At 66.0% G+C, this 26230-nt stretch carries 27 protein-coding genes; 11 read left to right on the forward strand and 16 right to left on the reverse strand.

Annotated elements, in window-relative coordinates:
- The first annotated feature begins 8 nt into the window (after nucleotides 1-8).
- The 4 genes from PVW48_RS05635 to PVW48_RS05650 all read left to right on the forward strand — a co-directional run bounded on the left by PVW48_RS05635 (nucleotide 9) and on the right by PVW48_RS05650 (nucleotide 4635).
- On the forward strand, nucleotides 9-926 hold the full coding sequence (locus PVW48_RS05635) for an ABC transporter permease (protein WP_274580633.1): 918 nt from the start codon (nucleotides 9-11) through the stop codon (nucleotides 924-926).
- Between the two features lie 62 nt (nucleotides 927-988).
- Nucleotides 989-1834, forward strand: a complete 846-nt coding sequence (locus PVW48_RS05640; protein WP_274580658.1) for an ABC transporter permease — start codon at nucleotides 989-991, stop codon at nucleotides 1832-1834.
- A gap of 273 nt (nucleotides 1835-2107) precedes the next feature.
- Nucleotides 2108-3097 carry an ABC transporter substrate-binding protein gene (locus PVW48_RS05645; protein WP_012178046.1) on the forward strand — a complete coding sequence of 330 codons (990 nt, stop codon included), beginning with the start codon at nucleotides 2108-2110 and terminating at the stop codon, nucleotides 3095-3097.
- 347 nt (nucleotides 3098-3444) lie between these two features.
- Nucleotides 3445-4635: a type III PLP-dependent enzyme gene (locus PVW48_RS05650; RefSeq protein WP_274580634.1), complete on the forward strand. Its 1191-nt coding sequence runs from the start codon at nucleotides 3445-3447 to the stop codon at nucleotides 4633-4635.
- Between the two features lie 56 nt (nucleotides 4636-4691).
- Here PVW48_RS05650 and PVW48_RS05655 read toward each other — a convergent pair whose 3' ends face one another.
- From PVW48_RS05655 to PVW48_RS05695, 9 genes are all read right to left on the reverse strand, one after another.
- A complete protein-coding gene (locus PVW48_RS05655; protein WP_274580635.1) occupies nucleotides 4692-5489 on the reverse strand; it encodes a creatininase family protein in 798 nt (265 codons plus the stop codon).
- Complete coding sequence (locus tag PVW48_RS05660) at nucleotides 5482-6384, reverse strand: isopenicillin N synthase family dioxygenase (protein ID WP_274580636.1); 903 nt, start codon at nucleotides 6382-6384, stop codon at nucleotides 5482-5484. Before PVW48_RS05660 ends, PVW48_RS05655 begins: the two co-directional genes overlap by 8 nt.
- Complete coding sequence (locus PVW48_RS05665) at nucleotides 6384-7019, reverse strand: NAD(P)H-dependent oxidoreductase (protein WP_012178050.1); 636 nt, start codon at nucleotides 7017-7019, stop codon at nucleotides 6384-6386. Before PVW48_RS05665 ends, PVW48_RS05660 begins: the two co-directional genes overlap by 1 nt.
- Nucleotides 7019-7606: an NAD(P)H-dependent oxidoreductase gene (locus tag PVW48_RS05670; protein WP_274580637.1), complete on the reverse strand. Its 588-nt coding sequence runs from the start codon at nucleotides 7604-7606 to the stop codon at nucleotides 7019-7021. The genes PVW48_RS05665 and PVW48_RS05670 overlap by 1 nt, the downstream gene beginning before the upstream one ends.
- A gap of 118 nt (nucleotides 7607-7724) precedes the next feature.
- Nucleotides 7725-9131, reverse strand: coding sequence for an FAD-binding oxidoreductase (locus PVW48_RS05675; RefSeq protein WP_274580638.1), 1407 nt, complete (start codon nucleotides 9129-9131; stop codon nucleotides 7725-7727).
- Nucleotides 9128-10405 carry a cytosine deaminase gene (locus PVW48_RS05680; RefSeq protein WP_338020463.1) on the reverse strand — a complete coding sequence of 426 codons (1278 nt, stop codon included), beginning with the start codon at nucleotides 10403-10405 and terminating at the stop codon, nucleotides 9128-9130. Before PVW48_RS05680 ends, PVW48_RS05675 begins: the two co-directional genes overlap by 4 nt.
- Nucleotides 10402-11259: an ABC transporter permease gene (locus PVW48_RS05685; RefSeq protein ID WP_012178054.1), complete on the reverse strand. Its 858-nt coding sequence runs from the start codon at nucleotides 11257-11259 to the stop codon at nucleotides 10402-10404. Before PVW48_RS05685 ends, PVW48_RS05680 begins: the two co-directional genes overlap by 4 nt.
- A complete protein-coding gene (locus PVW48_RS05690; protein WP_274580639.1) occupies nucleotides 11256-12053 on the reverse strand; it encodes an ABC transporter ATP-binding protein in 798 nt (265 codons plus the stop codon). Before PVW48_RS05690 ends, PVW48_RS05685 begins: the two co-directional genes overlap by 4 nt.
- 76 nt (nucleotides 12054-12129) lie before the next feature.
- On the reverse strand, nucleotides 12130-13131 hold the full coding sequence (locus PVW48_RS05695) for an ABC transporter substrate-binding protein (protein ID WP_274580640.1): 1002 nt from the start codon (nucleotides 13129-13131) through the stop codon (nucleotides 12130-12132).
- A 237-nt stretch (nucleotides 13132-13368) separates the two neighbouring features.
- On the opposite strand from PVW48_RS05695, the gene PVW48_RS05700 reads away from it, so the two are divergent.
- Nucleotides 13369-13767: a RidA family protein gene (locus PVW48_RS05700; RefSeq protein ID WP_274580641.1), complete on the forward strand. Its 399-nt coding sequence runs from the start codon at nucleotides 13369-13371 to the stop codon at nucleotides 13765-13767.
- A 3-nt stretch (nucleotides 13768-13770) separates the two neighbouring features.
- On the opposite strand, the gene PVW48_RS05705 is transcribed toward PVW48_RS05700, so the two are convergent.
- The 3 genes from PVW48_RS05705 to PVW48_RS05715 all read right to left on the reverse strand — a co-directional run bounded on the left by PVW48_RS05705 (nucleotide 13771) and on the right by PVW48_RS05715 (nucleotide 17421).
- Nucleotides 13771-15138: a hypothetical protein gene (locus tag PVW48_RS05705; RefSeq protein ID WP_274580642.1), complete on the reverse strand. Its 1368-nt coding sequence runs from the start codon at nucleotides 15136-15138 to the stop codon at nucleotides 13771-13773.
- A 189-nt stretch (nucleotides 15139-15327) separates the two neighbouring features.
- On the reverse strand, nucleotides 15328-16587 hold the full coding sequence (gene clpX, locus PVW48_RS05710) for an ATP-dependent Clp protease ATP-binding subunit ClpX (RefSeq protein WP_012178059.1): 1260 nt from the start codon (nucleotides 16585-16587) through the stop codon (nucleotides 15328-15330).
- Nucleotides 16588-16794: 207 nt separating this feature from the next.
- Nucleotides 16795-17421, reverse strand: coding sequence for an ATP-dependent Clp protease proteolytic subunit (locus PVW48_RS05715; RefSeq protein ID WP_012178060.1), 627 nt, complete (start codon nucleotides 17419-17421; stop codon nucleotides 16795-16797).
- A gap of 236 nt (nucleotides 17422-17657) precedes the next feature.
- On the opposite strand from PVW48_RS05715, the gene PVW48_RS05720 reads away from it, so the two are divergent.
- The 4 genes from PVW48_RS05720 to PVW48_RS05735 all read left to right on the forward strand — a co-directional run bounded on the left by PVW48_RS05720 (nucleotide 17658) and on the right by PVW48_RS05735 (nucleotide 20373).
- The gene (locus PVW48_RS05720) at nucleotides 17658-18875 is read left to right on the forward strand and encodes an FAD-binding domain-containing protein (RefSeq protein ID WP_274580643.1); all 1218 of its coding nucleotides are present in this window, start codon (nucleotides 17658-17660) and stop codon (nucleotides 18873-18875) included.
- 90 nt (nucleotides 18876-18965) lie between these two features.
- Nucleotides 18966-19340, forward strand: a complete 375-nt coding sequence (locus PVW48_RS05725) for an NADH:ubiquinone oxidoreductase subunit NDUFA12 (RefSeq protein ID WP_274580660.1) — start codon at nucleotides 18966-18968, stop codon at nucleotides 19338-19340.
- Between the two features lie 47 nt (nucleotides 19341-19387).
- Entirely contained in the window at nucleotides 19388-19834 is a 447-nt protein-coding gene (mlaD, locus tag PVW48_RS05730; RefSeq protein WP_012178063.1) for an outer membrane lipid asymmetry maintenance protein MlaD, read from the forward strand.
- The gene (locus tag PVW48_RS05735; RefSeq protein ID WP_012178064.1) at nucleotides 19831-20373 is read left to right on the forward strand and encodes a DUF2155 domain-containing protein; all 543 of its coding nucleotides are present in this window, start codon (nucleotides 19831-19833) and stop codon (nucleotides 20371-20373) included. The genes mlaD and PVW48_RS05735 overlap by 4 nt, the downstream gene beginning before the upstream one ends.
- A 9-nt stretch (nucleotides 20374-20382) precedes the next feature.
- Here the strand turns inward: PVW48_RS05735 and PVW48_RS05740 are convergent, their stop codons facing one another.
- The 4 genes from PVW48_RS05740 to accB all read right to left on the reverse strand — a co-directional run bounded on the left by PVW48_RS05740 (nucleotide 20383) and on the right by accB (nucleotide 23719).
- A complete protein-coding gene (locus PVW48_RS05740; RefSeq protein ID WP_274580644.1) occupies nucleotides 20383-20970 on the reverse strand; it encodes a hypothetical protein in 588 nt (195 codons plus the stop codon).
- Between the two features lie 167 nt (nucleotides 20971-21137).
- Complete coding sequence (gene aat, locus PVW48_RS05745) at nucleotides 21138-21809, reverse strand: leucyl/phenylalanyl-tRNA--protein transferase (RefSeq protein ID WP_274580645.1); 672 nt, start codon at nucleotides 21807-21809, stop codon at nucleotides 21138-21140.
- Between the two features lie 59 nt (nucleotides 21810-21868).
- Entirely contained in the window at nucleotides 21869-23215 is a 1347-nt protein-coding gene (gene accC / locus PVW48_RS05750) for an acetyl-CoA carboxylase biotin carboxylase subunit (protein WP_012178067.1), read from the reverse strand.
- Between the two features lie 9 nt (nucleotides 23216-23224).
- Nucleotides 23225-23719 (reverse strand): acetyl-CoA carboxylase biotin carboxyl carrier protein, encoded by a 495-nt coding sequence (gene accB, locus PVW48_RS05755; protein ID WP_044028497.1) that lies wholly within the window; start codon nucleotides 23717-23719, stop codon nucleotides 23225-23227.
- A gap of 271 nt (nucleotides 23720-23990) precedes the next feature.
- Between accB and PVW48_RS05760 the strand changes: the two genes are divergently transcribed.
- Together PVW48_RS05760 and PVW48_RS05765 are read left to right on the forward strand one after the other, a co-directional pair.
- Nucleotides 23991-25523: an SGNH/GDSL hydrolase family protein gene (locus PVW48_RS05760; RefSeq protein ID WP_274580646.1), complete on the forward strand. Its 1533-nt coding sequence runs from the start codon at nucleotides 23991-23993 to the stop codon at nucleotides 25521-25523.
- Nucleotides 25524-25654: 131 nt separating this feature from the next.
- Nucleotides 25655-26107, forward strand: a complete 453-nt coding sequence (locus PVW48_RS05765) for a DsrE family protein (protein ID WP_274580647.1) — start codon at nucleotides 25655-25657, stop codon at nucleotides 26105-26107.
- Nucleotides 26108-26230 lie beyond the last annotated feature (123 nt).

Consider the following 26230-nt stretch of genomic DNA (forward strand, 5'->3'; position numbering starts at 1 on the left):
AACCAGAAATGCGCCTGATCCTGCCGATCCTGACGGTGGTCGCGGCTCTCGTGGCGCTCTGGTATGTCGCGGCGGTGCCGATGAACATCAAGGGCGTGCTGGTGGAGGCCGAGCGTGCCGGGGCCGAGGTCACGCCCCCCGGCGCGGCAGAGCGGCGGGACATGAGCAGCTTTGCCCTCGTGGCGCAGAACGGGTTTGCCATCCCGGCCACCTGGGCGCAGGAGCGGCCCCGGCTGCCCGCGCCACACCAGGTCGCGGTCGAGCTGTGGGAAACCACGGTCGAGAAGCGCATCACCTCGAAACGCAGCCTGATCTATCACGCCTGGATCACGCTCAGCGCCACGCTGCTAGGCTTTGCCATCGGCTCGGCGGCGGGCGTGCTGCTGGCGGTGGGGATCCTCTACAACCGGGCGATGGACATGAGCGTCATGCCCTGGGCCATCGCCTCCCAGACCATCCCGATCCTCGCCATCGCGCCCATGATCATCGTGGTTCTGAATTCCGTCGGGGTGCAGGGGCTGCTGCCCAAGGCGATGATCTCGGCCTATCTCAGTTTCTTCCCGGTGGTCGTCGGCATGGTCAAGGGGCTGCGCAGCCCCGATGCGATGCAGCTGGACCTGCTGCGGACCTATAATGCCAGCCCGTCACAGGGCTTCTGGCTGCTGCGGCTGCCGGCCTCGATGCCCTATTTCTTCACCTCGCTGAAGATCGCCGCGGCCGCGAGCCTGGTGGGGGCCATCGTGGGCGAGCTGCCCACGGGGGCGGTGGCGGGTCTGGGCGCACGGCTGCTGGCGGGGAGCTATTACGGCCAGACCATCCAGATCTGGTCGGCGCTCTTCGGGGCGGCGATTCTCGCGGCGGTTCTGGTCGGGATCATCGGCTTGGTCCAGCGCATCACACTCAAGCGGATGGGGCTGTCGCGATGACGGCGCTTCTGTCGCCGAAGGCCGGTCTCTGGCCCTTTGTCGCGGTTCCGCTGATCGCGGCGATGCTGGACTGGCGACTGGGGGTGATCCTTGCCATCTGGGCCGCGGCCTGGGCACTGAACATCCGCCTGTCGCAATCGGCCAGCCCGACGGCAAGGACGCTGGTGCCGGTGATCTTCGGGGTCACGATCCTGGTGCTGTGGGAGGTGACCGTGCGGCTCTATGCGGTGCCCGGTGTCATCCTGCCGCCGCCCTCGGTGATCGGGGTGCGCATCGCGAACAGCCTGCCGATCCTGTGGGAGGATTTCGTGCAGACCTTCGTGAAGGGGGCGCTGTCGGGGTATGCGATGGGCGCGCTCGCGGCCTTTGCGGTCGCCATCCTGGTGGACCGCTACGATTTCCTGCGCCGGGGGCTGCTGCCGGTGGGGAATTTCATGGCGGCGCTGCCGATCATCGGCACCGCACCCATCCTGGTGATGTGGTTCGGCTTCGATTGGGAATCCAAGGCGGCAGTGGTCGTGGTGATGGTGTTCTTCCCGATCCTGGTGAACACGGTCGAGGGGCTGCGCAGCGCCGACCGGATGCAGCGCGACCTGATGGAGACCTATGCCGCGACCAACTGGCAAAGCCTGCTCTATCTGCGCCTGCCTGCGGCCATGCCGTTCATCTTCAACGGCTTGAAGATCGCCACGACGCTTGCGCTGATCGGCGCCATCGTGGCGGAGTTCTTCGGCTCCCCGATCCGGGGCATGGGGTTCCGGATCTCGACCTCCGTGGGACAATTGGCGCTCGACATGGTCTGGGCCCAGATCACCGTAGCCGCCCTGGCCGGGTCCGCCTTTTACGGGGCGGTGGCCCTCATCGAACGGCGCGTGACCTTCTGGCACCCGTCCGTGCGCGGGCGCTGAAGCGCAACGCCGAAGGCCCCCGACACAGACGCGCAGCCGGGGAGACCCGCAGCCTGTGCGCGCCTGTCCGGGGCCGGGCAGGAGGCGCGCGCTCGACAGATGCAGAAGTCACGCCCGTTGCGGTCAATCCATGCCCACCCCAGGCGCGATTATCGAATTTTCATCGGATCGCATGCGGCTCTGCTGGCCTTTCTTGTCCCCATGGTCAGAATATCCCCAGAGCCCGCAGCATAGCGGGACGGGAAACCACGAATCACAACGGGAGTTACCAGTATGAAATCGACGATGATCGGATTGGGGATCGCCGCCCTTGTGGGGGCAGGCGCCGCGCAAGCCGCGGACGAGGTGAAGCTGCAACTGAAATGGGTCACCCAGGCCCAGTTCGCAGGCTATTACGTGGCGCTCGACAAGGGGTTCTACGAGGAGGAGAACCTCGACGTGACGATCCTGCCGGGCGGGCCGGACATCGCGCCGACACAAGTGCTCGCCGGGGGCGGGGCGGATGTCACCGTCGAATGGATGCCCGCCGCGCTGGCCGCCCGGGAAAAGGGCCTGCCGCTGGTCAATATCGCCCAGCCGTTCAAATCGTCGGGCATGATGCTGACCTGCTGGAAGGATGCCGGGATCGAGACGCCCGCCGACCTGTCCAACCGGACCCTGGGCGTGTGGTTCTTCGGCAACGAGTTTCCGTTCATGTCCTGGATGAGCCAGCTCGGCATCTCCACCGAGGGCAAGTCCGAAACCGGGGTCGAGGTGCTCAAGCAGGGCTTCAATGTCGACCCGCTCCTGCAACGGCAGGCGGACTGTATCTCCACCATGACCTATAACGAATACTGGCAGGTGATCGATGCGGGCGTGGACCCGGACGAACTGGTCACCTTCAAGTACGAGGACCAGGGCGTCGCGACGCTGGAAGACGGGCTCTACGTGCTGGAAGAGAACCTCTCCGATCCGGCCTTCGAGGACAAGATGGTGCGCTTCGTGCGGGCCTCTATGCGCGGCTGGAAATACGCCGAGGAGAACCCCGAGGAAGCCGCCGAGATCGTGCTCGACAACGACGCGACAGGGGCGCAGACCGAAAGCCATCAGAAGCGTATGATGGGCGAGGTCGCGAAGCTGACCGCGGGCTCCAACGGGGCGCTGGATCCGGCCGATTACGAACGCACCGTTGCGACGCTGCTGGCGGGCGGATCGGACCCGGTGATCACCAGGCAGCCCGAAGGGGCCTGGACCCACGCGATCACGGATGCGGCGCTGAACTGATCCGACGATCCTGAGCTTGCCCCGCGCGCCGGACCGGCGCGCGGGGTTTTTCGTGGCCGCCGGCCATATGGCGGACGGATACTCCTAATAGATGCCGACGCGGCGCCCTCTACAATTAGCGGTGCCTCCCCCGCGGGTCCACCACACCGGCCCCGCATGGAAAAAATTCCGCGAAAGGCGAAAAATTCTCTTGCTCCGACTCGGGTTTGGTCTCATATCGCGCCGCAGTGACGCCAACGCACGCGCCTCTGCCGGGGCGGACCGCAAAAGGTCCAAGCAGGTTATGTAGCGACGGTAACGTCTTCTTTGGTACTGGTCGGGACCTCCGGGGCCCGGGTCTGATGGAGATGACCATGAACGCTTACGTAACCGGGCTCGCCCGTTCCCGTCCCCTTGCACCCATCGAAACCGTGGAAGCGCGCCTGCGCGGCTTTATCGACGGCCGGATCTTCGACCGTCCGACGCTGGTGCTCGACTGCGATGCGGTGGTGGCGAAATACCACGCGCTGGCGCATGGCCTGGGGCAGGGGACGCTGATCCATTACGCGATGAAGGCCAACCCGGCGCCCGAGATCCTGCGCGCGCTGGCGGCCGAGGGGTGCGGCTTCGACGCGGCCTCCCGCGGCGAGATCGAACTGGCCCTGGCCGCCGGGGCCACCGCGGCGCGGATCTCCTTTGGCAACACGATCAAGCGTCCTTCGGACATCGCCTTCGCCCATGCCCACGGGATCGACCTCTTTGCGGCCGATGCCGAGGCCGAGCTGGACAAGATCGCCGCCCATGCGCCGGGCGCGCGGGTCTTCCTGCGTGTGCTGGTGGGGGCGACCGGGGCCGACTGGCCGCTGTCGCGCAAGTTCGGCTGCGCGCCCGACACCGCCCTGCGCCTGATGGACCGCGCGGCGTTTCTCGGCCTGCGCCCGGTGGGCCTGAGCTTCCACGTGGGCTCCCAGACCCGCGATCCCGGCATGTGGTCCGACACGCTCGACCAGATGGCCGAGATCTGGCACGCGGGCCGCGCCCGGGGCCATGACCTCAACCTGATCAATATCGGCGGCGGCTTCCCGGCATTCTACGGCGATCCGATCCTGGAGGCCGAGACCTATGCCGGGCGCGTCGGCGCGCTGGTGCGGGCGCGGTTCGGCGATGCCACCGTGATGGCGGAGCCGGGCCGGGGTCTGGTGGCCGAAGCGGGCATGATCGTGGCCGAAGTGCTGCTGGTGTCGCGCAAATCCGAGGACGATCTGTGCCGCTGGGTGTACCTGGATATCGGCAAGTTCTCGGGTCTGGCCGAAACCATGGAAGAGGCGATCCGCTACCAGTTCGTCACCCCCCATGACGGCGGCGAAACCGGCCCCTGCATCATGGCCGGTCCCTCCTGCGACAGCGCCGATGTGCTCTACGAGCAGCGGCCCGTGCACCTGCCCATGGCGCTGCAATCGGGCGACCGCATCCTGATCAAGGCCACCGGAGCCTACACCACCACCTATTCCAGCGTGGGCTTCAACGGCTTCCCGCCGCTCGATCTGATCGTGATCTGAGCCGCGGGCACCGAGGCGGCGCCTGCTTCGGCAGAAGGGCGTGGCGCCGCCTCGTGTCAGAGATCAGGGTAGGTTGGCGCGATCCCGTCCAGGGGCAGGTCGCGCAGCTTCCTGAGCAGGTCGATCATGCCCCCCACCTGATGGGCACAGGTCGCCTCCCCCTTGGCGGCGGTGGCGGCACTGGCATCGCCCACGGTGCCGGCGGCGTTCAGGTCCGACGACACCCAGCCCAGGCTCACCGGCCCGATGGGCGAGATCGGGGCGCCCTGGGCAGTCGAGGTGAAATTCCGCGCCTGCGCCATGTCCACGGTATGGGGCTGGAAATGCAGCATCAGCGAGGTTTCCACATCCCCGCCATGGATGCCGAAGGCGCGCTCGGTGTCGGAATACATCCCCTCCGGCGTGCCGAAGCTCATCCACTGGGTCTTCACCGCCAACATCCCGGCCCGCACGCGAAGCTCGCGGCTGAGGATCGACACCAGGTCCAGGTTGCCGCCATGGGAGTTGACGCAGACGATCTTGCGCAGCCCCGCGCGCGCGACCGACAGACCGGTTTCCCGCCAGGCACCAAGGGCGGTCTCCGCCTCCAGGGTCAGGGTGCCGGGGGCGTGGATATGCTCGTTCGACTTGCCCACCGCCTGGATCGGCAAAATGCGGATGTTCAGGTCCTCGGGCAAAGCGGCGCAGAGCGCGTCCAGCATCCCGGCCATGATCATCGTATCGGTGCCCGTGGGCAGGTGCGGTCCGTGCTGCTCGATCGCGGCCGTGGGCAGGATTGCGATGACGCGTTTCGGGTCCAGACCGTCAAACTCCGTCGTGCGGTACTCCGCCCACCAATGCCGTCGCTCAGCCATAGGTCGCCTCCAGACGGCTGCGCAGGTAATCCGCACCCGTGGTCTCGGGGTATTTCGGCGCACCGGTGCCGGGCAGGGCGGAGATCACCGCATCGGGATTGGGGTCGAGGAAGAAGGCCAGCGACCGGCGCGGGCGCGGCGGCGGCAACACCCGGTGCGGGGTCGAGACATAGGTGTCGTTCGACCAGCGCATCAGGCAGTCACCGATATTGACGATATAGGCCCCGGGCACATCGGGCACGTCCGTCCAGGCGTCCGAGCCGCGCACCCGCAGCTGCAACCCGGGAACACCGTCGGTGCGCAAGAAGGTCAGCGCCCCGTAATCCGTATGCGCGCCCGCGCCGATACCGGCGGCCGGATCGCCCGCAGGATACCGCAACAGCCGCAGCGTCGCCATGGGCGCATCGAAATCGCGGTCGAAATGGTCCGGCGCAAGGCCCAGGTCGCGCGCCACCAGCCCCATCACCTGCACGCCCAAGGCCTGCACCGCCTCGAAATAGCGGCGCAGCGTCGGCGCAAAACCCGGCAGCTCCGGCCAGCGATTGGCCGCCCGAAACGGCTCGCCCGCCAGGACGCGCGGGTCGTCCGCCGCCAGGTCGAGCCCCATGTTGAACGCTTCCTTGCGGTCCACAGCCCCGCCTTCGGGATCCAGCCGCTCGGTGCCCTCCGCGGCCCAGCCCCGGTTGGTGGCATCGATCGCCACGCGCGCCTTCTCGGCGCTCGGCAGGTCGAAGAACCGGTCCCCCTCGGCAAAGACCGCCGTGATCAGGGCCTCGGGGATACCGTGCTCGGTCAGCAAGAAGAACCCGGGCCCGCGCGCCGCGGCCCCAAGCTCCGCAGACAGCCCCTGCGGGTCGCGCGTCAGCTTCGCGCCATCGAGAACCGGAACCTCCATCACGCCACCGCCGTCTTGTTGCCCCTGCGGGAGGGTGCCTTGCCGATCAGCTTGTCCATGGCCTTGCCCACCTTCACGAGATGCGCCGCCCGGCTTTCCGGGGTCGAGCTGTCCATCAGGTAATGGGCTGCAAAATGCACCTTGCACCCCTTGGCGCAGATCAGCCGTACACCGCGCGTGAGCGTCCGCCGTCCGGGTGCGCCCACCAGCGAGGTCAACCACCGGCTCGCCCCGCAGGTGGTGAAAACCCCCATGGAGGTGATGTTGGTCAGACCGGGCCGGATGTCCTTGTTCTCCGCATCGGGCATCAGGAAGGCGACATCGGGCAGAAGCACCCGGTCGAGCCAGCCTTTCAGCATCGCGGGCAGCCCGTACCACCAGGTCGGATAGACGAAGATCAGCGTATCGGCCCAGCGCAGGTCCGCCACGTCGCGGGCGACAGGCGCCACATTCGCCGGGCAGTCGAGATAGGCATCGAACTCGCAGGCCGGCAGGATCGGATCGAACTGACGTTGATAGAGATCGATCAGCCGCACCTCCGCCCCCCGGCGCTGCAGCTTGTCCAGAACCGTGTCCCGCACGGCGGCGTTGAAACTTCCCTCTTTGGGATGGCAATACACGACCAAGGCGCGCATCAGAAAGCCTCCATCTCCCGGGTCACCTTCGACAGGAAAGCGACCCTCTTGGCATGGCTCGCGCGGTTCATGTCATAAAGCGCGAGGTACCGCATCTTGAACGGGCGACAAACGTGCCAGACAGCCCGCTTGACGCAATGACGGGGCGGGTCCCCTGCGAGCAACGCACGGGTACGCGTACCCCCGTAAGTTGTCACAGCCGCCAGCCGTTTGATATGCGTCAGATTGGGCCGGACCTTACCATCCACCAGCTTGAAGGACACGTCCGGCAGGAAGACCCGGTCGAGAAAGCCTTTCAGAATGGCGGGATAGCCGAAATTCCACACCGGGAACACCATCACCAACGCATCCGCTGCCCGCACCCGCGCGACGTAGTCGGCGACCGGGGCGATGTTGTCGGGGGAAGTGTGATAGCCGCGCCGCTCCGCCTCCGACAGGACCGGATCGAACCCTTCGGCATAGAGGTCGCAATCGTCCACCTCCCAGCCACGTGCGCGCAATGTCTCCACCACCGTCCGGTGCAAGGCCTGCGAAAAACTCTCCGCACAAGGGTGCGCGGCCAGCACCAGAACCCGCCCGAGGCTCATGTCCGGCGCCACTCAAGTCCGAAAATATCCTGGGGGGAGGCTGCGGCGCAGCCGGGGGGCAAAGCCCCCCAGACGCGTGTATTGCCCTGGGCGCAGCCCACATTGTGAAAACCGCGGGTCACTCCGCCGCCGTCATCTTCGGATAGGCGTACATTTCCGAAAAATCGAAATCGGGATCGTCCCAAGCGATCATCTTGCCCGGGTTGAGCAATCCCTTGGGGTCCGCCTCGCGCTTGAAGGCCAGCTGTCGGTCATCCACGGTCTGCCGCCCGCCTTCCTCCAGGGTGTAGCGATGCGGGTTGAAGATCATGGCACCTGCCTCCTCGTGGATGCGGACGATCTCGTCCAGCCGCGCCTCGGTGGTGAACTTCACCAGGCTCAGCCCCGCGAACATCACCTTGCCGTTCTCGCGCAGCACTTCGAGATGCTGCAACACCTCCGGGCTGAACTCGTCGCGCATCTTCTCAACCAGGTTCAGATGCTCGGGGAAGCCATAGCGCACCTGCAGATAGGTGATGCTCGGGTCGACCTTGAGCGCGCGCAGGGTCGTGTGGTTCCAGCCATATTCGAACACCGGCCCGGGCCCGCGCGCCCAGTCATTGTCGTCGGAGCGATAGATCACCCGCGCCTGCGGCCGCCGCCCGAGGAAAGTCTCGAACCCGTCCATGGAGTGCGGTGCGACCATCAGGCCGATGACCGTGTCCTTGTCGGTCACATGCCCCTTCAGCCGCTGGAAATAGTCGAAGGGCGCGGGGGCTTCGTAAACGCTGGCGAGCTTGATCAGGATGCCGTCTTCATTGGCCAGTTCCTCGGCAAACCGCGCGGCGTCCATGAAATCCTCGCAGGCCACGAACATCTCGACCCAGTCATAGGCCGGGGCCAGCGGCATCTCGATCTCGGTGATGATCCCATTGGTGCCGTAGGCGTGGGACACGCGCGCCAGTTCTTCGCCGCGGAATTCCAGCACCCGCGGCTCTTCCTCCATGGTCACGACGCGCAACCGGATGATATTGCCGAGATCACGCAGCGACCCCCAAGTGCAGGACCCGACCCCGCCGGACCCCCCGGCGATGAACCCGCCGATGGTCGCCGTCGCCCAGGTGGAGCTGAACATCCGGATTTCCTGGCCCGAATGGTCCTTGCAGGCGGCATCGATATCCTTCAGCAGGATACCCGGCTCGCAGATCACGCGACCGGGCGCGATTTCCTTGACGGCCGTCATATGCCGCAGATGCATGACGCAGCCGCCGCGCATGGGCATGGCCTGGCCGTAATTCCCGGTGCCCGCACCGCGGGTGGTAACCGGCACGTCATGGGCATAGCAGACCCGCAGCACCTCGATCACCTCGGCCTCATTGCGCGGGTTGACCACGAAGTCGGCGACCAGGTGATCCATCCGCGCCTTCAACACCGGCGAGTACCAGAAGAAATCCCGGCTCTTGGATTTGATCGCGTTCTCGTTCTGCTCGATATCGAGATGGGCGAGGGCGGCCTTTGCGGCGGCCACGTTGTCGGGCATGGTCATTGGGGCGTCTCCATCAGGTCGTCCAGTTCGGCGTATTCGGGCAGGGTGCGGTCGATGGGCTCGCCACCGCGCAGCACGATCCGGTCGCTTTGCGGGCGGGAGAAGAACTCGTTCCAGCTCCGCGCGCGGGTGATCACCAGGTCCGCAGGCGCGCCGGGCGCAAGGCTCGGCGCGTCGAAACCGCAGATCGCCGCCGGGGTCGCGGTGAAGGCCCGCACCCAGTCGAAGCGCCCATGATCGAGATGCCCGATCCGCGTCGCCTCCCGCATCACCTCGATCATGTCCATGTCGCCATAGGCGTAGAACGGATCGCGGGTGTTGTCCGAGGCAAAGGCCACGGGAATGCCCCGCGCCATCATCTCATGCACGAGCGTGATGCCGCGCCCGCGCGGGGTCCGGCCCGCATGACGGTCCTGCAAGTAGAGGTTGCACAAGGGCAGGGACACCACGTTGATCCCCACCTTCGCCACCAGGTCCAGCGTGTCCAGCGCCCGGGCCTCGTCTTGCGTGCCGAGCGAGCAGCAATGGCCAACGGTGATCGGCGCGTCGAACCCCACCTCATGGGCGGTCTCGGCAATCGCGCGCAGGGTCTCGGACGACGGATCCATGGTCTCGTCCACGTGGAAATCGGCGGCAAGACCCCGCTCGGCGGCCATGGCGAAGAAGCCGCGCAGCCGGTCGATCAGGTCCGGCACCGGGTAGGTCACCATGCCCAGAACCCCGCCGGGGGTCTCGGCCACCCGATCGGCGGTGGCCTTGAACGGCCCGTCGGTCGAGAAGTGATCGCAGCCGATCAGGCAGACCGCCTGCAACTCGATCCGGCCCGCCCACTCGGCCTGCATGTCGCGAAAGAGCGGAAAGGAGATCCCGTCCTGCGGCGGAATGCTGTCGAGATGCGTGCGGATCGCCCGCGTCCCGTGGGCATAGGCGCAGCGCAGGGCAAAGCTCATCCGGCGCCGCACATCCTCAGCCGACCAGCGCGCCGCGCGGTCTTCGGCCACGGTGCTGAGCGCGCCCATGAACGTACCGTCGGGGTTCGGACTGCGCCCCCAGATATGGCCCTTGTCCAGATGGGTGTGCATGTCGGTGAAGCACGGCAGCACGAGCGCGCCTTCCATGTCCACCGCGATGGGCTGCGGCTCCGACAGGTCGCCTTGGGCATCGATGGAGATCTCGGTCCTGACCAGGTCCCCGTCCTGCCCCAAAAGGCAGGCGGGCACATGCACGTTCGTCATCGTAAAGGCGCCGCTGGGCAATGCGCGGTAGTCCATCATCCCTCCCGTGTCAGGGCACTCTCATGCCATTTGTGCAACAGCATATGACTGAGAACCGACAGGGCTGCAAAGATGAAAACCCCCATGGCCGCGACCAGGCTGAGCGCCGCGAACATCCGCGCGATGTTCAGGCGGTAGCCTGCCTCCTGGATCCGCGCGGCCAGCCCCGCGCCGACCCCGCCCGTGCCCGCGACCAGCTCGGCCACCACCGCCCCGATCAGCGACAGACCGCCCGCGATCTTCAGCCCGCCGAGGAAATAGGGCAGCGCCGAAGGCAGCTGCAACATCCAAAGCTTTTGCCACCGGGTCGCGCCATAGATGCGAAACAGATCGCGCAGGTTGTGATCGACCGAGTTCAGGCCCAGCGTGGTGGAGCTGAGCACCGGAAAGAAGGCCACGATCCACGCACAGAGCAGCATTCCGGCGGTCTTGCTGTCGACATAGATGAAGATCAGCGGCGCGATGGATACCACGGGGGTCACCTGCAGGATCACCGCATAGGGGTAGAAGCTCATCTCAACCATTTTCGACTGGTTGAACAGGATCGCGAGGCCTGCGCCCCCGATCACGGCGAGAAGCAGTGCCAGAATGGTCGTCCGGGCGGTCAGTAGCGACGCCTCGTAAAGGATCCCCCAATCGGCGATCAGCGTGTCCAGAACCCGCCCCGGGCCCGGCAGGATGTAATGGGGGATCTCGTTCCAGACCACGATCCGGTCCCACAGGAAGATCCCCAGGGCCATGACGATCACCGGCAGGGACCATTTGCCGATCCTCTCGATCCGGCGGGCGCGCAGGCGCGCCTGCTCGTCGGCGTCGGGCGTGTCCACGAGGGGGCTCGGGTCCGCAAGGCTCATGCTGCTGCTCCAATCGCTTCTTGCAGGGCATCGGAGGCCGCCCGGCAATGGGCGGCGTATTCGGGGCTGGTGCGGAAGGTCTCGGTGCGCGGGTAGGGCGCGTCGACCTGCACCTCGCGCAGCACCCGCCCGGGCCGCGCCGCCATGACCACGATCCGGTCCGACAGGAACACGCTTTCGAACACCGAATGGGTCACGAAGATCACCGTGCAGCCGATCTTTTCCTTCAGGGCCAGAAGGTCGTTGTTCAGTTTGAACCTTGTGATCTCGTCCAGGGCCGCGAAGGGCTCGTCCATCAGGATCAGCCGGGGCCGCGTGACCATGGCCCGCGCAATGGACACCCGCATCTTCATGCCCCCCGACAGCTCCCTCGGATAGGCGTTCTGGAATTTCTCCAGACCGACGAGTTTCAACGCCTCCAGCACCTCGTCCTTGACCGCGTTGTAGGGCCTGCCGCGCAGCCGGTAGGGCAGGTACGCATTCTGCGCCACCGTGGCCCAGGGCATCAGGGTCGGTTCCTGGAACACCACGCCCAGATCGCCCGTGTCATGCTGCCCGGTCCAGTCCACCGATCCGCGCGTCGGATGCAACAGGTCGGCGATGATCCGAAGCGCCGTGGACTTGCCACAGCCCGAGGGGCCCAGTAGGGACATGAAATCCCCCTGGTTGATCGTCAGGTTCAGGTCGCGCAGGGCCACCACGTCGCCGTTGAAAATCTTGTCCACCCCGGACAGCGTCAGGACCGGGGGACGGGCATCGAGCGGCGCAAGCGGTGCAGCAGTGGCGAGGGTCATTGCGTCTTTCATACGAACTTCACAGGATCGCGCGCCCCGTATCCCGGGCCGCGCGAAAGGTCTCGACAGGCTGGTCTCAGCCGCCGGGCTTGAGATCCATGCCCAAACCCTGGTTCACGAACTGTGTGGTATAGCTCGCCGCGATGTCGAGCCCGTCCTCGATCACTCCGGCCTTGACCATCTTGGCGTAGAAATCGGCCACCACGTCCGGGTTGATCGCGCCGATGCCCATCTCCAGTGCGTCGCCGCTGTCCACGATGCCCTCGTCCTTCATCATGTTGCGCGCAAAGGCGAGCTTGTCATCGGTCATGTCCGGGTTCGCCGCCTTGATCAGTTCGTTGGCCGCGGACGGATCGCCGTAGAGATAATTGTACCAGCCCTTGATCGATCCCTCGACGAAGCACTTCACCTGCTCGGGCTTTTCGTCGATCGTGGCCTGCATGGTCTCGACCATAGTGGCGTAGCTGGAAAAGCCCGCATCGGCGATCAGGAACACGTTGGGCTTGAACCCGGCTTCCTTTTCGACCGCGAAGGGTTCGGAGCTGAGATAGCCCTGCATGCCCACGCGCTTGTCCGCGATGAAGGGCGCGGGATTGAACGTATAGGGCTGGCGCTGCTCCACGGTGAATCCATGCTCGGCGATCATCCACTGGTAGTAGGACGTGAAGCCATTATCCCCGATCAACAGGGTCAGATCCTTCAGCTCTTCCCAACTTTCGGCCTCGCCCGGGTGGGCAAGGATCACCTGCGGATGCTTCTGGAAGGTCGCGGCGACCATGACGACAGGAATGTCCTCCTTCACCGCGTTGAACGCCTGCAGCATGTCTCCGCCCATGTGATAGTCGATCCGGCCTGCCAGCATCAGGGCCCGGTTGTTGACCTGCGGGCCGCCCGAGATGATCTCGACATCCAGACCACAAGCGGCATAGGTGCCGTCGGCCACGGATTGGTAGAACCCGCCATGCTCGGCCTGGGCCAGCCAGTTGGTACCGAAGACGACCTTGGCGTTCTCGGCAGAGGCAGCGGAGGCGCCGCATACGAGCGCGATCGCCAGAAGCGAAGTGGTAGTACGTGTCATGGGATCTCCTGTCGGGTGTATGTGTTTTTTTTGAAAATAGAGCATGCGCGCAGTTTGGCATCAAATCATGCGCGACACTCAATGATTCTGCCTAATTAGGCGGCGTAAACGCTCCCATTTCGGGCGGGAGGGTCAAAAACTGGGCGCTTCCGGAGTGATGCATGACGGGTCCGGACTGGTCATCGCGCCTCTGCTCTGACAGCGTCACGTCATGGTTCCGTTCTCAGGAGGTCCGCGATGCTGCGCCCGCTCAGTCCCGATACGATCCGTCCGCCCTTTGCGCGCTATGCCCACGGGGTCGAGGTGCCCGCGGGGGCGCGGCTCGTGGTCTGTTCGGGGCAGTTGGGGATCGGACCCGATGACGTGGCCCCCGACACTGCCGAGGCCCAGGCCGCCCTGTGTTTCGCCAATCTCGACGCGGTGCTGGCGGAAGGCGGGATGGGGCGGGCGGACGTGGTGCGGATCAACGCCTATGTCACCGACCGCGCCCACATGGCGGGCTACATGGCCGCGCGGGACGCCTGGCTCTCGGCGGTGCCCGATCACCTGCCGGCCTCGACCCTGATGATCGTGTCGGGTTTCACCCGCCCGGAGTTCAAGGTCGAGATCGAGCTGATCGCCGCACAGATGCCCTGAGCGTCAGAGCAGCTCCTGCACCAGCTTGCGCAGATCCTTTTGCAACTCAGGGTCGAGCCGGGGCGGCGCGGGCTTGCCCGCAAGCGAGACCAGCCGCCGGTAGACGGTATTGTGGCGATGGGCGCGGGCCATGATCTCGCGGGTGAACGGTCCGGCCTGGGGGTCACCTGCGCAGACCGCCTCCAGCCGCGCGGTCATCAGGTCGATCATCTCGCCCTTCTCCACCCAGTAGGAGATCATCCCGTCGAACAGCGCGCCGCCCTTGCCCCACCGCGCCTTGGGCGGCCAGGGGCGCGGGATGTCGTAAATCTTGCGCTCCGTCTCGGTCAGTTTCAGGGTGTTGGCCAGCAGGCTTCCGGCGATGCCCATGGCCCGCTGGGCCTGGCTCGCCCCGTGATCGGCGAAGCTGTCGCAGACCGACACCAGCCAGCGGAGCTTCATCTCCTGCGCAAGCTGTGGCGCATAAGCATCCGTGATTTCGTTGAAAAGTGCATGCGCCTCGCGGCAATCCGGCACCCGGCGCATCACGACGATCACGGCGCCCAGCAGATGCGCCAACCGGGACTGGTCGGCAAACTCGGGCTGCAATTTTCGGAAATGCCGGATCAGGTTCGCCTCCCGCCCGGCCCAGGTCTCGCCGCGACGCCCGCCGGTCAGGCTGCTGGCGAAGGGGGCGAGCGGCACGCCCGGCATCGGCAGGGCCGCCGCCGCCGCGTCCGCGCGCAGGTCGCGCTGCTCGAAGAAGGCAGGCCACAGGTCCCAGACCTGCGCACCCGGCGCCTCCGGCAGGGAAGCGGGCTGCACCGGCCGATCCGCATCGGGACGGTAGCCGAGGGTCTCGAAGTCGCGCTTGTAGAAGCGCAGGGCGCGCGCCTGCACTTCGGGTGACATCTCGGGCAGCGGCGCATGGGCCACGATGCGCGCGGGCATGGGCAGGGCGCAAGCCTCCGCCGCGCGGGCGTAGTCCTGGGCGAAGCATTCGGCGCGGATCAGGTGATCGGCCGCGTGCAACCGCCGGATCGGGTGGGTCTGCGGCGCAAGGCACGCCTTGAGCTGGGCCTGCGGATAGGACCGGCTGTGATCACAGGGCGTGCGCGGGTTCTCCAGGATCTCCAGCGCGCCCTCCCATGTCAGGCCGGGCAGGCGCGGCTTGGCACCTGGGCTCTCGCCGTCGCGAAACTGCGCGATGATCCGCGCCATCCGCACCAGCGGGTGCCGCACGGCAGCGATCCGGGGCACCCCCGGCGCGTCGAATCCGGTGGTCAGCCGCGTCTCCACCGCCGCGCCGAAGCTGTCCCGCAAGGCCTGCGCCCCCGTGCCCGGGATATCGAGCAGGATCACATCGGGGCTGGCATAGCGGTGGCTGGTCACGCAGGTGGTCCTCGGTTGATCGATCGCCCTTCTGCACCGTGGCATCGCGGCAAAAGGAGGGCAAGACCGCGCCCTTCGTAGGGCAAGTGCCTGTCTTCGAACGGACAATGCGCGGATGAAAAACGCCGCCCTCCTGCGAGAGCGGCGTCCGGTGTTTGGTCGAGGAACCGCCCCACGGGCGGGCCCGGATCAGCCCACGGTGGCGGGCTCTTCCTTGCGCTCGGCATAGATCAGCAGCGGTTGCGCATCGCCCGAGACGACCTCTTCGTTGACCACCACCTCGTCCACGTTGTCCAGACCCGGCAGGTCGAACATCGTGTTCAGCAGGATGTCCTCGAGGATCGAGCGCAGGCCGCGTGCCCCGGTCTTGCGTTCGATCGCGCGCCCGGCGATGGCGTTCAGCGCATCCTCGGTGAAGGTCAGCTGCGCATCCTCCAACTCGAAGAGCCGCTGGTACTGCTTGACCAGCGCGTTCTTCGGCTGGGTCAGGATCGTGACCAGCGCGTCCTCGTCGAGATCCGTGAGGGTCGCGATCACCGGCAGGCGGCCGACGAATTCCGGGATCAACCCGAATTTCAGCAGATCCTCCGGCTCCAACTCGCCGAACATCTCGCCCACGCCGCGGGTGTCGTTCTCCTTCACATCGGCGCCGAAGCCGATGGCAGAGCCCTTGCCGCGCTGCGCGATGATCTTCTCGAGACCCGCGAACGCACCGCCGCAGATGAACAGGATGTTGGTCGTGTCCACCTGCAGGAATTCCTGCTGCGGATGCTTGCGCCCGCCCTGGGGCGGCACCGAGGCGACCGTGCCTTCCATGATCTTCAGAAGCGCCTGTTGTACCCCTTCGCCCGAGACATCCCGCGTGATCGAGGGATTGTCGGACTTGCGGGTGATCTTGTCGACCTCGTCGATATAGACGATGCCGCGCTGCGCGCGCTCCACATTGTATTCCGACGCCTGCAACAGCTTGAGGATGATGTTCTCCACATCCTCGCCCACATAACCGGCTTCGGTCAGGGTCGTCGCATCCGCCATGGTGAAGGGCACATCGAGGATCCGCGCCAGCGTCTGAGCCAGCAACGTCTTGCCGCAGCCCGTGGGCCCGATCAGCAGGATGTTGGACTTGGCCAGTTCGATATCCGTCTTGCCCGCATGGTTCAGACGTTTGTAGTGGTTATGGACCGCCACCGAGAGCACGCGCTTGGCGTGGCTCTGGCCGATCACGTAATCATCGAGGACATCGCAAATCTCCTGCGGCGTCGGAACGCCTTCGGACGATTTCAGACCGGATGATTTCGTCTCTTCGCGGATGATGTCCATGCACAGCTCGACGCATTCATCGCAGATGAACACGGTGGGCCCTGCAATCAGCTTGCGCACTTCATGCTGACTCTTGCCGCAGAAGGAGCAGTAGAGCGTATTCTTGCTGTCGCCGGAGTTGTTCGCCATCGGGTACCTCGTCGGTTGCCCCCCGGATCGATCCGGTCAAATCGAGCCATCCTGGCCGCGAGGGGGGCGCGTTTCGGGCCATGCTAGGGCAGGGCTCTGGGCTTCACAATGCCAAAAATTGGCGCGCCCCGGCCTCTGGGACTTCACAATTTTTTGGGGCCGGGGCAAGGGCAGGGCAGCCGGGGCCGCCCCACCGGAAGGGGTGCGTTACTTGCTGGTGTCCTCGTTGGCGCGGCTCTCGACGATCTCGTCGATCAGGCCCCATTCCTTGGCCTGCTCCGCATCCATGAAATTGTCGCGCTCCAGGGCATCGACCACCTTTTTCAGGGGCTGGCCCGTGTGCTTGACGTAGATCTGGTTCAGCCGATCCTTGAGCTTCTGGGTCTCCTGGGCGTGAATCATGATGTCCGTCGCCTGACCCTGGTAGCCGCCCGAGGGCTGGTGAACCATGATCCGGCTGTTGGGCAGCGAAAAGCGCATGCCTTTCTCCCCCGCGGTCAGCAGAAGCGACCCCATGGACGCCGCCTGTCCCACCACCAGGGTGGAGACCTTCGGCTTGATGTATTGCATGGTGTCGTAGATCGACAGGCCCGAGGTCACCACGCCACCGGGGCTGTTGATATACATCGAGATTTCCTTGGACGGGTTCTCCGCCTCCAGGTGCAGCAGCTGTGCCACCACCAGCTGGCTCATCCCGTCATGGACGGGACCGTTCACGAACACGATCCGCTCCTTGAGCAGTCGTGAGAAGATGTCATAGGCCCGTTCGCCGCGGCTGGTCTGTTCGACCACCATGGGAACGAGGTTCATGTAGGTATCTACGGGATCATGCATGCCGGTGCCTCAAGTCTGTATGGGGGGTTCTAAGGTTTATGTGTCAACAAGATGTTATGTGCCCGTCCGGGGAGGTACAAGAGCATCCGACCGCTTCTGCCGCGGTCGTGTGCCGGCCCCAAGTCGGGCTTGTGAAAACGCCCCGTTGCGCAAGGTGCGGTGCAAAAAGACGCGCCTCGCGACCATGGGTCACGGCGCGCCTTGATCCCGGGCGGGGGCGCGATAGCTCCTGACCCATGACACCGGACACAGCCTTCCCCCCGACCCGTGACGCAGGGCTTGCGCGCCTGCGGGATTTCCTGCCCAAGGCGGCGGGCGACTATACCCGCGGGCGCAACTACGACCTGCCCGAGCAGGGGCACCCCCATGTCTCGCAACTCTCGCCCTATCTGCGCCACCGGCTGGTGACCGAGGCCGAAGTGCTCGATGCCGTTCTGGGCCGCTACAGCCTCAAGTCGGCCGAGAAATTCGTGCAGGAAGTCTACTGGCGCACCTACTGGAAAGGCTGGCTCGAACGCCGCCCGTCGGTCTGGATGGCCTACAAGGGCGGGCTGTCCCAGGCGCTCGATCGGCTGCATGTGGAATCCGGGCTTCGGGCCGAATGGGAGGCCGCCTGCAAGGGCGAGACGGGCATCGACGGGTTCGACGCTTGGGCGCGGGAACTGGTCTCGACCGGCTACATGCACAATCACGCGCGGATGTGGTTCGCCTCCATCTGGATCTTCACCCTGCGCCTGCCGTGGGAGCTGGGCGCCGACTTCTTCCTGCGCCACCTGCTCGACGGGGATGCGGCCTCCAACACGCTGAGCTGGCGCTGGGTCGCGGGGTTGCAGACCCAGGGCAAGAATTACGCCGCGCGCGCGTCCAACATCTCGAAATACACCGAAGGGCGGCACCGCCCGGTCCACCAGCTGGCCTCCGATCCCGCCCCCCTGATGGGCCCGCCCCATCCGCCGGCCGATGACGCACCTGTCACCCCGACCCTCGACCGGAACGCGCCCTGGGTGCTGGTGCTGACCGAGGATGACCTGTCGCCGGGTTTCGTGCTCGACCAGATGGCCAACCCGCCCCTGGCCACCGCGATCCTCGATGGCGCCGCAGCACGCTCGCCGCTGACCGTGGCGCCCCATGTCACGGACTGGACCTCTGCCGCCCTCGACAGCACCTGCGCGCGCTACGCAGACCGGCTGGGTCCGGTGACGCCCGCGCCCGAAGATCTGGGCGCCTGGGCGCGCGGGGCAGGGGCGGCGCAGATCGTCATGCCCTACACCCCCGAAGGCCCCGCCCGCGATCTGCTGCGCGCGCGCCTTGCCGATAGTGATTTGCCGCTGGTGCCGGTACTGCGCGACCACGATGCCGCCGCCTGGCCCCATGCCAAGGCCGGGTTCTTCAAGTTCAAGGAAAAGATCCCCGCCCTGATCGCCCGCCGACAGGGCCTCTCGCTGGCCTCTTGAACCCGCTCGCCACCGGTCCCCCGCGTCCGCATGTCGCTGGACGCCAGCCCCGCAATCGTCCATATCTGGGCCAACCCGACCGGAGGCATCATGAAGTTCCTGTTGCAACTCATCACCTGGTGGAACGCCGAGACCCTGGGCATGCGCCTGTGGAGCAAGCGCAACGGCGAGAAGGTGGGCGAGGACGAAGCCGGCAATAGCTTCTTCCAGACCAAGGACGGCAAGCGTCGCTGGGTCATCTATAACGGCGAGGTCGAGGCGAGCCGCGTCTCCCCCGACTGGCACGGCTGGCTGCATTTCACCTGGAAAGAACCGCCCACCGCCAAGCCGCTGGTGCGCAAGTCCTGGGAAAAGCCCCATGAGGAAAACCTCACCGGCACGCCGCTGGCCTACGCCCCCGCGGGCTCCCTGCGCCGTCCCAAGCCTGTGGAGCGCGCGGATTATGAGGCATGGCAGCCGGAATGAAGCTGCGCTAGACTGGCGCCAACCAGTCAACAGGGCACCGAACGGGCATGTCACACAGTAAAACCGAAGTCGTCGTCGGCGGCGCCGTTCTGGCCGCCGCGGTCGGGTTCCTCCTTTTCGTCTCCAACGCCACGGGCTTTTCCGGCGGGGGCAGCGGCTATCCGCTGACCGCCAGTTTCCGCTCCGCCGACGGGATCACCATCGGCACCGATGTCCGCCTCGCGGGCGTCAAGATCGGCACCGTCACCGGCATCGCGCTCAATCCCGAAACCTTCCGCGCCGACACCACGATCTCGGTCTCCGAGAACATCGAGATCCCCGATGACAGCGCGATCTCCGTGTCCTCCGAGGGCCTTCTGGGCGGCAATTTCATCGAAATCCTGCCCGGGGGCTCTCCCTTCGCCATGGAAACCGGGGGCGAGTTCATCGACACCCAGGGCTCGGTCAGCCTCGTGTCGCTGCTGATGAAATTCGTCGGCGGGGACGGCTCGTGATCCGCACCACGCTGGCGGTTGCCCTGCTCTGGGTCGGATGCGCGGCCGCGGCCCAGCAGGAGGCGATCATCATCTCGCCCCTCGATGAGCTCGAAGAACGCGCCGAGGGCGAAGAGGACGGCTTCGGTGGGGAGTTGCGCCTGCGCGACGAGGAGTTCCAGACCTTCGAGCAGGAGCTGCGCGTCTCCGCGGCCGAAGCCGGCCTGATCCGCGTGCTCGACAAGACCACCGGCCGCGTCGAGACCCTGGAAATCCCCGCCGGTGAGGCCCGGCAGAGCGGTCGGCTCAGCATCACTTTGATCGAATGCCGCTTTCCTGAGGAAAACCCCGCCTCTGACGCCTTCGTGCACCTGCAGATCACCGAGCGGGACACGCCGCTCTATGACGGCTGGATGATCGCGTCCTCGCCCGCGCTCGCCGCCCTTGATCATCACCGCTACGACGTCTGGGCCCTGCGCTGTGCCACCCCGGGGGAGGAAGAAGCCACCCCCGAAGTTGCCGCCGGTCTGCAATCCCCGCGACCGACCGCGCGGCCCTGAACACAAGGCCTAAAACGGCCTGCGATACCCGAGCATCAGGGCATTCGAACCGCCATTGGGCTTCAACGTCCCGTAGCCATTCGACCGGTGGTGCAAGCGCCAGAACACCGTGTCACCGGTCGACAACTCGGCAAACTCCGCCTCCAGGTACCAATAGATCAGGGTCCGCCGCGATTGCCCGTCGTAATTGGCCCTCTCCAACTGGGACACTTCGGTGTAATGGGACAGGCCGAGACCGAAGGCGAAACTGTCGAAGGCATCCCACCAGCTGTCTCGCGGGTGATAGCGCAGGGCGACGGGCAGCGCGAATTCCACGAAATCCTGGTCTCCGAAATGGGCATTGGCCTGCAATTCCGCACCGACCGAGAACCGGCTCGTGCCGATCTGCCGGTCATAGCCCAACACACCGCCCAGCACGAATTGGCGCTCCAACTCTGTCCGGGTCGGGGTCAGGGCTTCGGCTGCGCGGTCGTCGGTCATCACACCGCCCTGGACCGCCCAGGACCATCCGCCCCCCGGGGCTGGGTCGGCCGCGGCCTGCACGGCCCACAGGGCCAGAGCCCCGGCCCAGAGAAATCTGCTCGAAATACGCGTCACGTCACGGCCTCCCGGTCTTGGTCTGGTTCCAGTTTCGGGGCCGTCTGGCGGCGCGCGTCACGATGCCATGCGTCCGGCGCGCCCCACTCACAGCACAACCTAGTGGAAAGCCGACACGCCCCGCAAGAGCGCACGAAGCGCCCGGAATACGCGGGCCGGCGCCGGGCTCAGGAGCGGGGTTGTCCGGGGCCGGGCGCGAGGATCTGCGCGGGCGTTCGGGGCAGGGGGCGCGCTGTCAGGTCGGCCTTGGCCGACAGGGCCGCCCGCAGCTTCGCGCGGTAGCTGTCGCGCGAGATTTCCACCGCGCCCATGGTCGCCAGATGCGGGGTGACGAACTGCGTGTCGAACAGGGTGTAGCCGCAGCGTCGCAAATGCGCGCACAGCGCCACCAGCGCCACCTTCGAGCCGTTCGGGCGCCGCGAGAACATGCTCTCGCCGAAAAACGCCGTCCCGATCGCCACGCCGTAGACCCCGCCGATCAGCGCGCCGTCCTCGCGGACCTCCAGCGCATGGGCGAAGCCCATGGCATGCAGGGCCGTGTAGGCGTCGAAGATCTGGTCGTTGATCCAGGTCTCGTCCCGGTCGGCGCAGCCGGCCACGACCCCGGCGAAGTCCTGGTTCAGGCTCAGCGTCCATTCCGTGCGCGCCATGAACCGGCGCAGCTTGCGCGACACATGCACCCCGTCCAGCGGCAGCACCCCGCGCTGGCGCGGATCCACCCAGAACACCGCGTCGTCGTCGCGCGCTTCGGCCATGGGGAAGATGCCCGCCATATACCCACGCAGCAGCAGGTCGGGCGTCAGCCGCGGCGGAGAATTGGGGTACATGTCATGGGCCATCGTGCCCACAACCTAGAGGCGCACCCGCGCCCGGTCCAGAAGAACCGCGCGCGCCCGCGTCAGATCTGCGCCGTCTCCAGCCACTCTTCGAGCCAGTGGATCGTGTAGTCTCCGGTCTGGATGGCCTCCTCGGCCAGCAGCGCATGGAACAGCGGCACGGTCGTGTCGATCCCGTCCACGATCAACTCGCCAAGCGCCCGGTTCAGCCGTGCCAGCGCCGCGGGCCGGTCCTGGGCCAGAACGATCAGCTTGCCGATCAGGCTGTCGTAATAGGGCGGGATAGAATAGCCGCCATACAGCGCCGAATCCATCCGCACGCCCAGGCCGCCCGGGGTGTGGAAGGTCGTGACCATGCCGGGGCAGGGGGTGAAGGCGGGCACTTTCTCGGCATTGATCCGCACCTCGATCGCATGGCCCCGCACCTGCAGGTTCTCCTGCTTGAAGGTCATCGGATAGCCCGCAGCTACGCGGATCTGCTCTTTCACCAGGTCCACGCCGAAGATCGCCTCGGTCACCGGATGCTCCACCTGGAGCCGCGTGTTCATCTCGATGAAATAGAACTCGCCGTTCTCGTAGAGAAATTCGATCGTGCCCGCACCGGCATAGTCGATCCGGGCCACGGCCTCGGCACAGGTCTTGCCGATCCGCGCGCGGGTCTCGGCGTCGATCACCGGGCTCGGGGCCTCCTCGAACACCTTCTGGTGCCGACGCTGGAGCGAGCAATCCCGCTCCCCCAGATGCACGGCGCCACCCTTGCCGTCCCCAAAGACCTGCACCTCGATATGGCGCGGGGTGCTGAGGTATTTCTCCAGATAGACGTCCGGGTTGCCGAAGGCGGCCTTGCCCTCGGACCGGGCGGTCTGGAACGCCTCGTCCAGGTCCTCGGCGGTCTTGGCCAGCTTCATGCCACGTCCGCCGCCGCCGGCGGTGGCCTTCACGATCACCGGATAGCCGATCTCGCCCGCCACCCGGCGCGCGGTCTCCAGGTCCGGCACGCCCCCGTCGGATCCCGGCACGCAAGGCACGCCGAGGTTCTTCATCGTTTCCTTGGCGGTGATCTTGTCGCCCATCACCCGGATATGCTCCGCGGTGGGGCCGATGAAGGTCAGGCCGTGATCCTGCACGATCTGCACGAAATTCGCGTTCTCCGACAGAAACCCGTAGCCCGGATGGATCGCCTCCGCCCCGGTGATCTCGCAGGCCGAAATGATCGCGGGGATCGACAGATAGCTCTGCGGGCTGGGCGGCGGGCCGATGCAGACCGCCTCGTCGGCCATGCGCACATGCATCGCGTCGGTGTCGGCGGTGGAATGCACAGCCACCGACTGGATGCCCAACTCGCGACAGGCGCGGATCACGCGCAGGGCGATCTCGCCGCGATTGGCAATCAGGATCTTGGAGAACATCGGCCCGCCTTACTCGATGATCATCAGGGGCGCGCCGTATTCGACGGGCGAGCCGTCCTCGACGAAGATCCGCGTGACCTTGCCCGCGCGGGGGGCCGCGATCTGGTTCATGGTCTTCATCGCCTCGATGATCAGGACGGTCTGGCCCTCCTTGACCGTGTCGCCGGTCGACACGAAGGACGCCGCGCCGGGCTCGGGCTGCAGATAGGCCGTGCCCACCATGGGCGAGGTCAGGGCATTGGGGTCCTGGGCCGGGTCGCCCCCTTCGAGGGGCGCGGGGGCCGCCGCGCCTGGCGCGACCGGGGCGGCCATCGGTGCCGGGGCCGCCACCGGCATGGCCGCCGCGACCGGGGCCGCCGTCATCTGCCGGGAGACCCGCACATTCAGACTGTCATCCTCGCCATACTCACGCTTGACCTGCAATTCGCTCAGGTCATTCGCGCGCAGAAGTTCCGCAAGAGCCTTGATAAAGGCTACGTCGTCATCATGGGACTTGTTCGTCATGCCGTCCTCAATCGGGTGGTCTGAAAGCCGCATACAAGAGCCCCGAGACCCCATGCGCGTTCTTGTGGTTTTGATCCCCTATACGGCACCGTACCGGGCGAGAAAAGGGGCGCACGCCGGTTTTCCACCATGCCGCAACCCGGGCGCGGGGGCAGCGTGACCCTACGTGACCCGTCCGTGAAAAAGTTTGCAACATCGCCCGCCCCGGGCGAAACTTGACGCCACGACCGGGAAAACCCGGCACAGCCCACCAACAGAGGACACCCAGCTGATGAGTTTCGCGTTTTCCACCAAGGTATTTTTCGGCGACAGCCTGACAGATGACGGCACCCTATTTTCCCTGACCAGCGATGTCGCCAGCGTCGCGGTTCCGCTGGAAGCGGCCGGCTACAATCAGCGCTTCACCAACGGTCTGGTCTTCGCCGAATATTCCAGTGACCTGCTCGGAGCGAGCGAGACCCTGAATTTCGGCATCGGCGCCGCCCGCATGCTGGGGGAGCTGACCCTGCGCGACCTGGCGGAAAACGCAGGCGTGACCGAGTTTCTGACCGTCCCGCTGGAGGATCCGCGGCTCGATCTCGACATCAACCTCTCTGCGCAGCTGGACCGGTATCTCGCCGAAACCGCGGGGCAGGACCGGGCCGACAGCAGTGCGACCCTCTTCATCGGCGCCAATGACTACCTCAACTTCGCCCCGTCCTCGCCCGACCGGATCGTGATCGAGGGCTTGGCGCTCATGGTCCAGATCACCGATGCGACCCTCGACGCCGCCCAGCGTCTTGCGGATGAAGGCGTCGGCCAGATCGTGATCAACAGCCTGCCTTCTGGCGATTTCTTCCCGGGCGTGCGGGCCGATCCGCTTCTGGCGCCGGTGGCCGACATCGTGCTGTCGCTGCATAACACCCGTCTCGAACGCGGGGTCGAGGCCTTGCAGGAGGCCGGCATCAACGCGGTCTACGTAGATATCGAGGCGATCACCTCGACCATCGTGGACGATCCGCTGAACTTCGGGATCACCGCACCCTATGACGAGGTCAAGGTGCTGGATGACGACCCGACCGATCCGGTGATCAATCCGGCGCTGGACGGTGTGCCGCTGGACCAGGTGGCGTTCTTCGACCCGGTGCATCCCACCGATACCGTGCACGGCGTGCTGGGCAGTTTCCATGCCGCCGCACTGACCGGCACCGTCACCATCGGCAATGACCGCAGCAGCATCCGCACGCTGCGCAGCGAAGAGGACGATCTGGTGCTCGCAGGCGGCGGGCGCGATGTGCTCGGGCTGCTGGACGGCGATGACATCGCCTTCGGTGAGGGCGATGACGACTTCATCTTCGGTGCGCTCGGGCGTGACATCATCTCGGGCGGGGCCGATGACGACGTGCTGTTCGGTGGTGCCGACGATGACGTGCTGGTCGGCGGCACCGGCGACGATGTCACCCGCGGGGGCCTTGGCGATGACGTGCTGATCGACGGGCTGGGGTCCGACTTCGCCGTGGGCGGGGGCGGCAATGACCTCTTCATCTTCCGCGAAGCCTCCCTGATCGGTGGCGATGGAACCTTCGACGAGAATACCTTCCGTGGCGGCGCCGGGTTCGACACCCTGGCCATGGTGCTCACCGAGGAAACCGCAGAGGCCTTCGCGCTGACCTCGGCCACCGAGGGGCAGGCGCAGGCGCTGAGCGCGCTCGGCATCACGGCCGAACGGATCGAGGACGTGCGGGTGTTCACCGACCTGGCCGAACTCAACCAGTTCAACGACCTCGCCCGGCTCGGCGAGGCCGATCTCTGGGCGCTGGTCTGACACGCTGCCCATGCTCCGGGCCTTGCGGGGCCCGGGGTGCAGCGGCCGGCTGAAAACGGCTTTGCGATCCGTCCTCTCCATGCCAAGCTCAAGGCCCGGCAAAGACCGGGCACAGTTGGGAGGAGACTGAAATGACCAGAATTCTGGGGCTGATTTCGGCGATGTTGCTTATCGTCATGGGCAGCGCCGCGCTCGGTGCTGGCGACCGCTATGCGTCGCAGAAAGTCGTCTATCACATCAACTACACCGGCGGCGAGGGTGACCGTGCCTATCTCGGCGCCATGGGCAATATCCAGAACCACATCAACGCCGTCGGGGCCGAGAAGATGGAGATCAAGGTCGTGCTGCATGGCGACGGCGTCGGTCTGCTGGCCAGTGCCAAGACGAACGCGGCGTTGCAGTCGCGCGTGCTGAACCTGCGCGGCCAGAATGCGCAGTTCACCGTGTGCAACAACACGCTGGTGGGGCGCGATATCAGCTACGAGGACGATCTCTTCGAAGTTTTCGAGGACGATATCGTCCCCTCGGGCGTGGCCGAGTTGAGCCATCTGCAGATGCAGGGCTACACCTATATCAAGCCCTGACGCACCGGGGGGAAACCGGGGGAAAAAGGAAAGGGCCGGCAGAACCGGCCCTTTTTTCATGTCGGATCAGGGGCCCGCGGCCTCATCCTTTCTTGTTCATTCTGTTTTCGATGAGGTCTTCGA

Origin of the sequence: Dinoroseobacter sp. PD6 (assembly GCF_028807315.1) — a bacterium.
Classification (GTDB): domain Bacteria; phylum Pseudomonadota; class Alphaproteobacteria; order Rhodobacterales; family Rhodobacteraceae; genus Dinoroseobacter; species Dinoroseobacter shibae.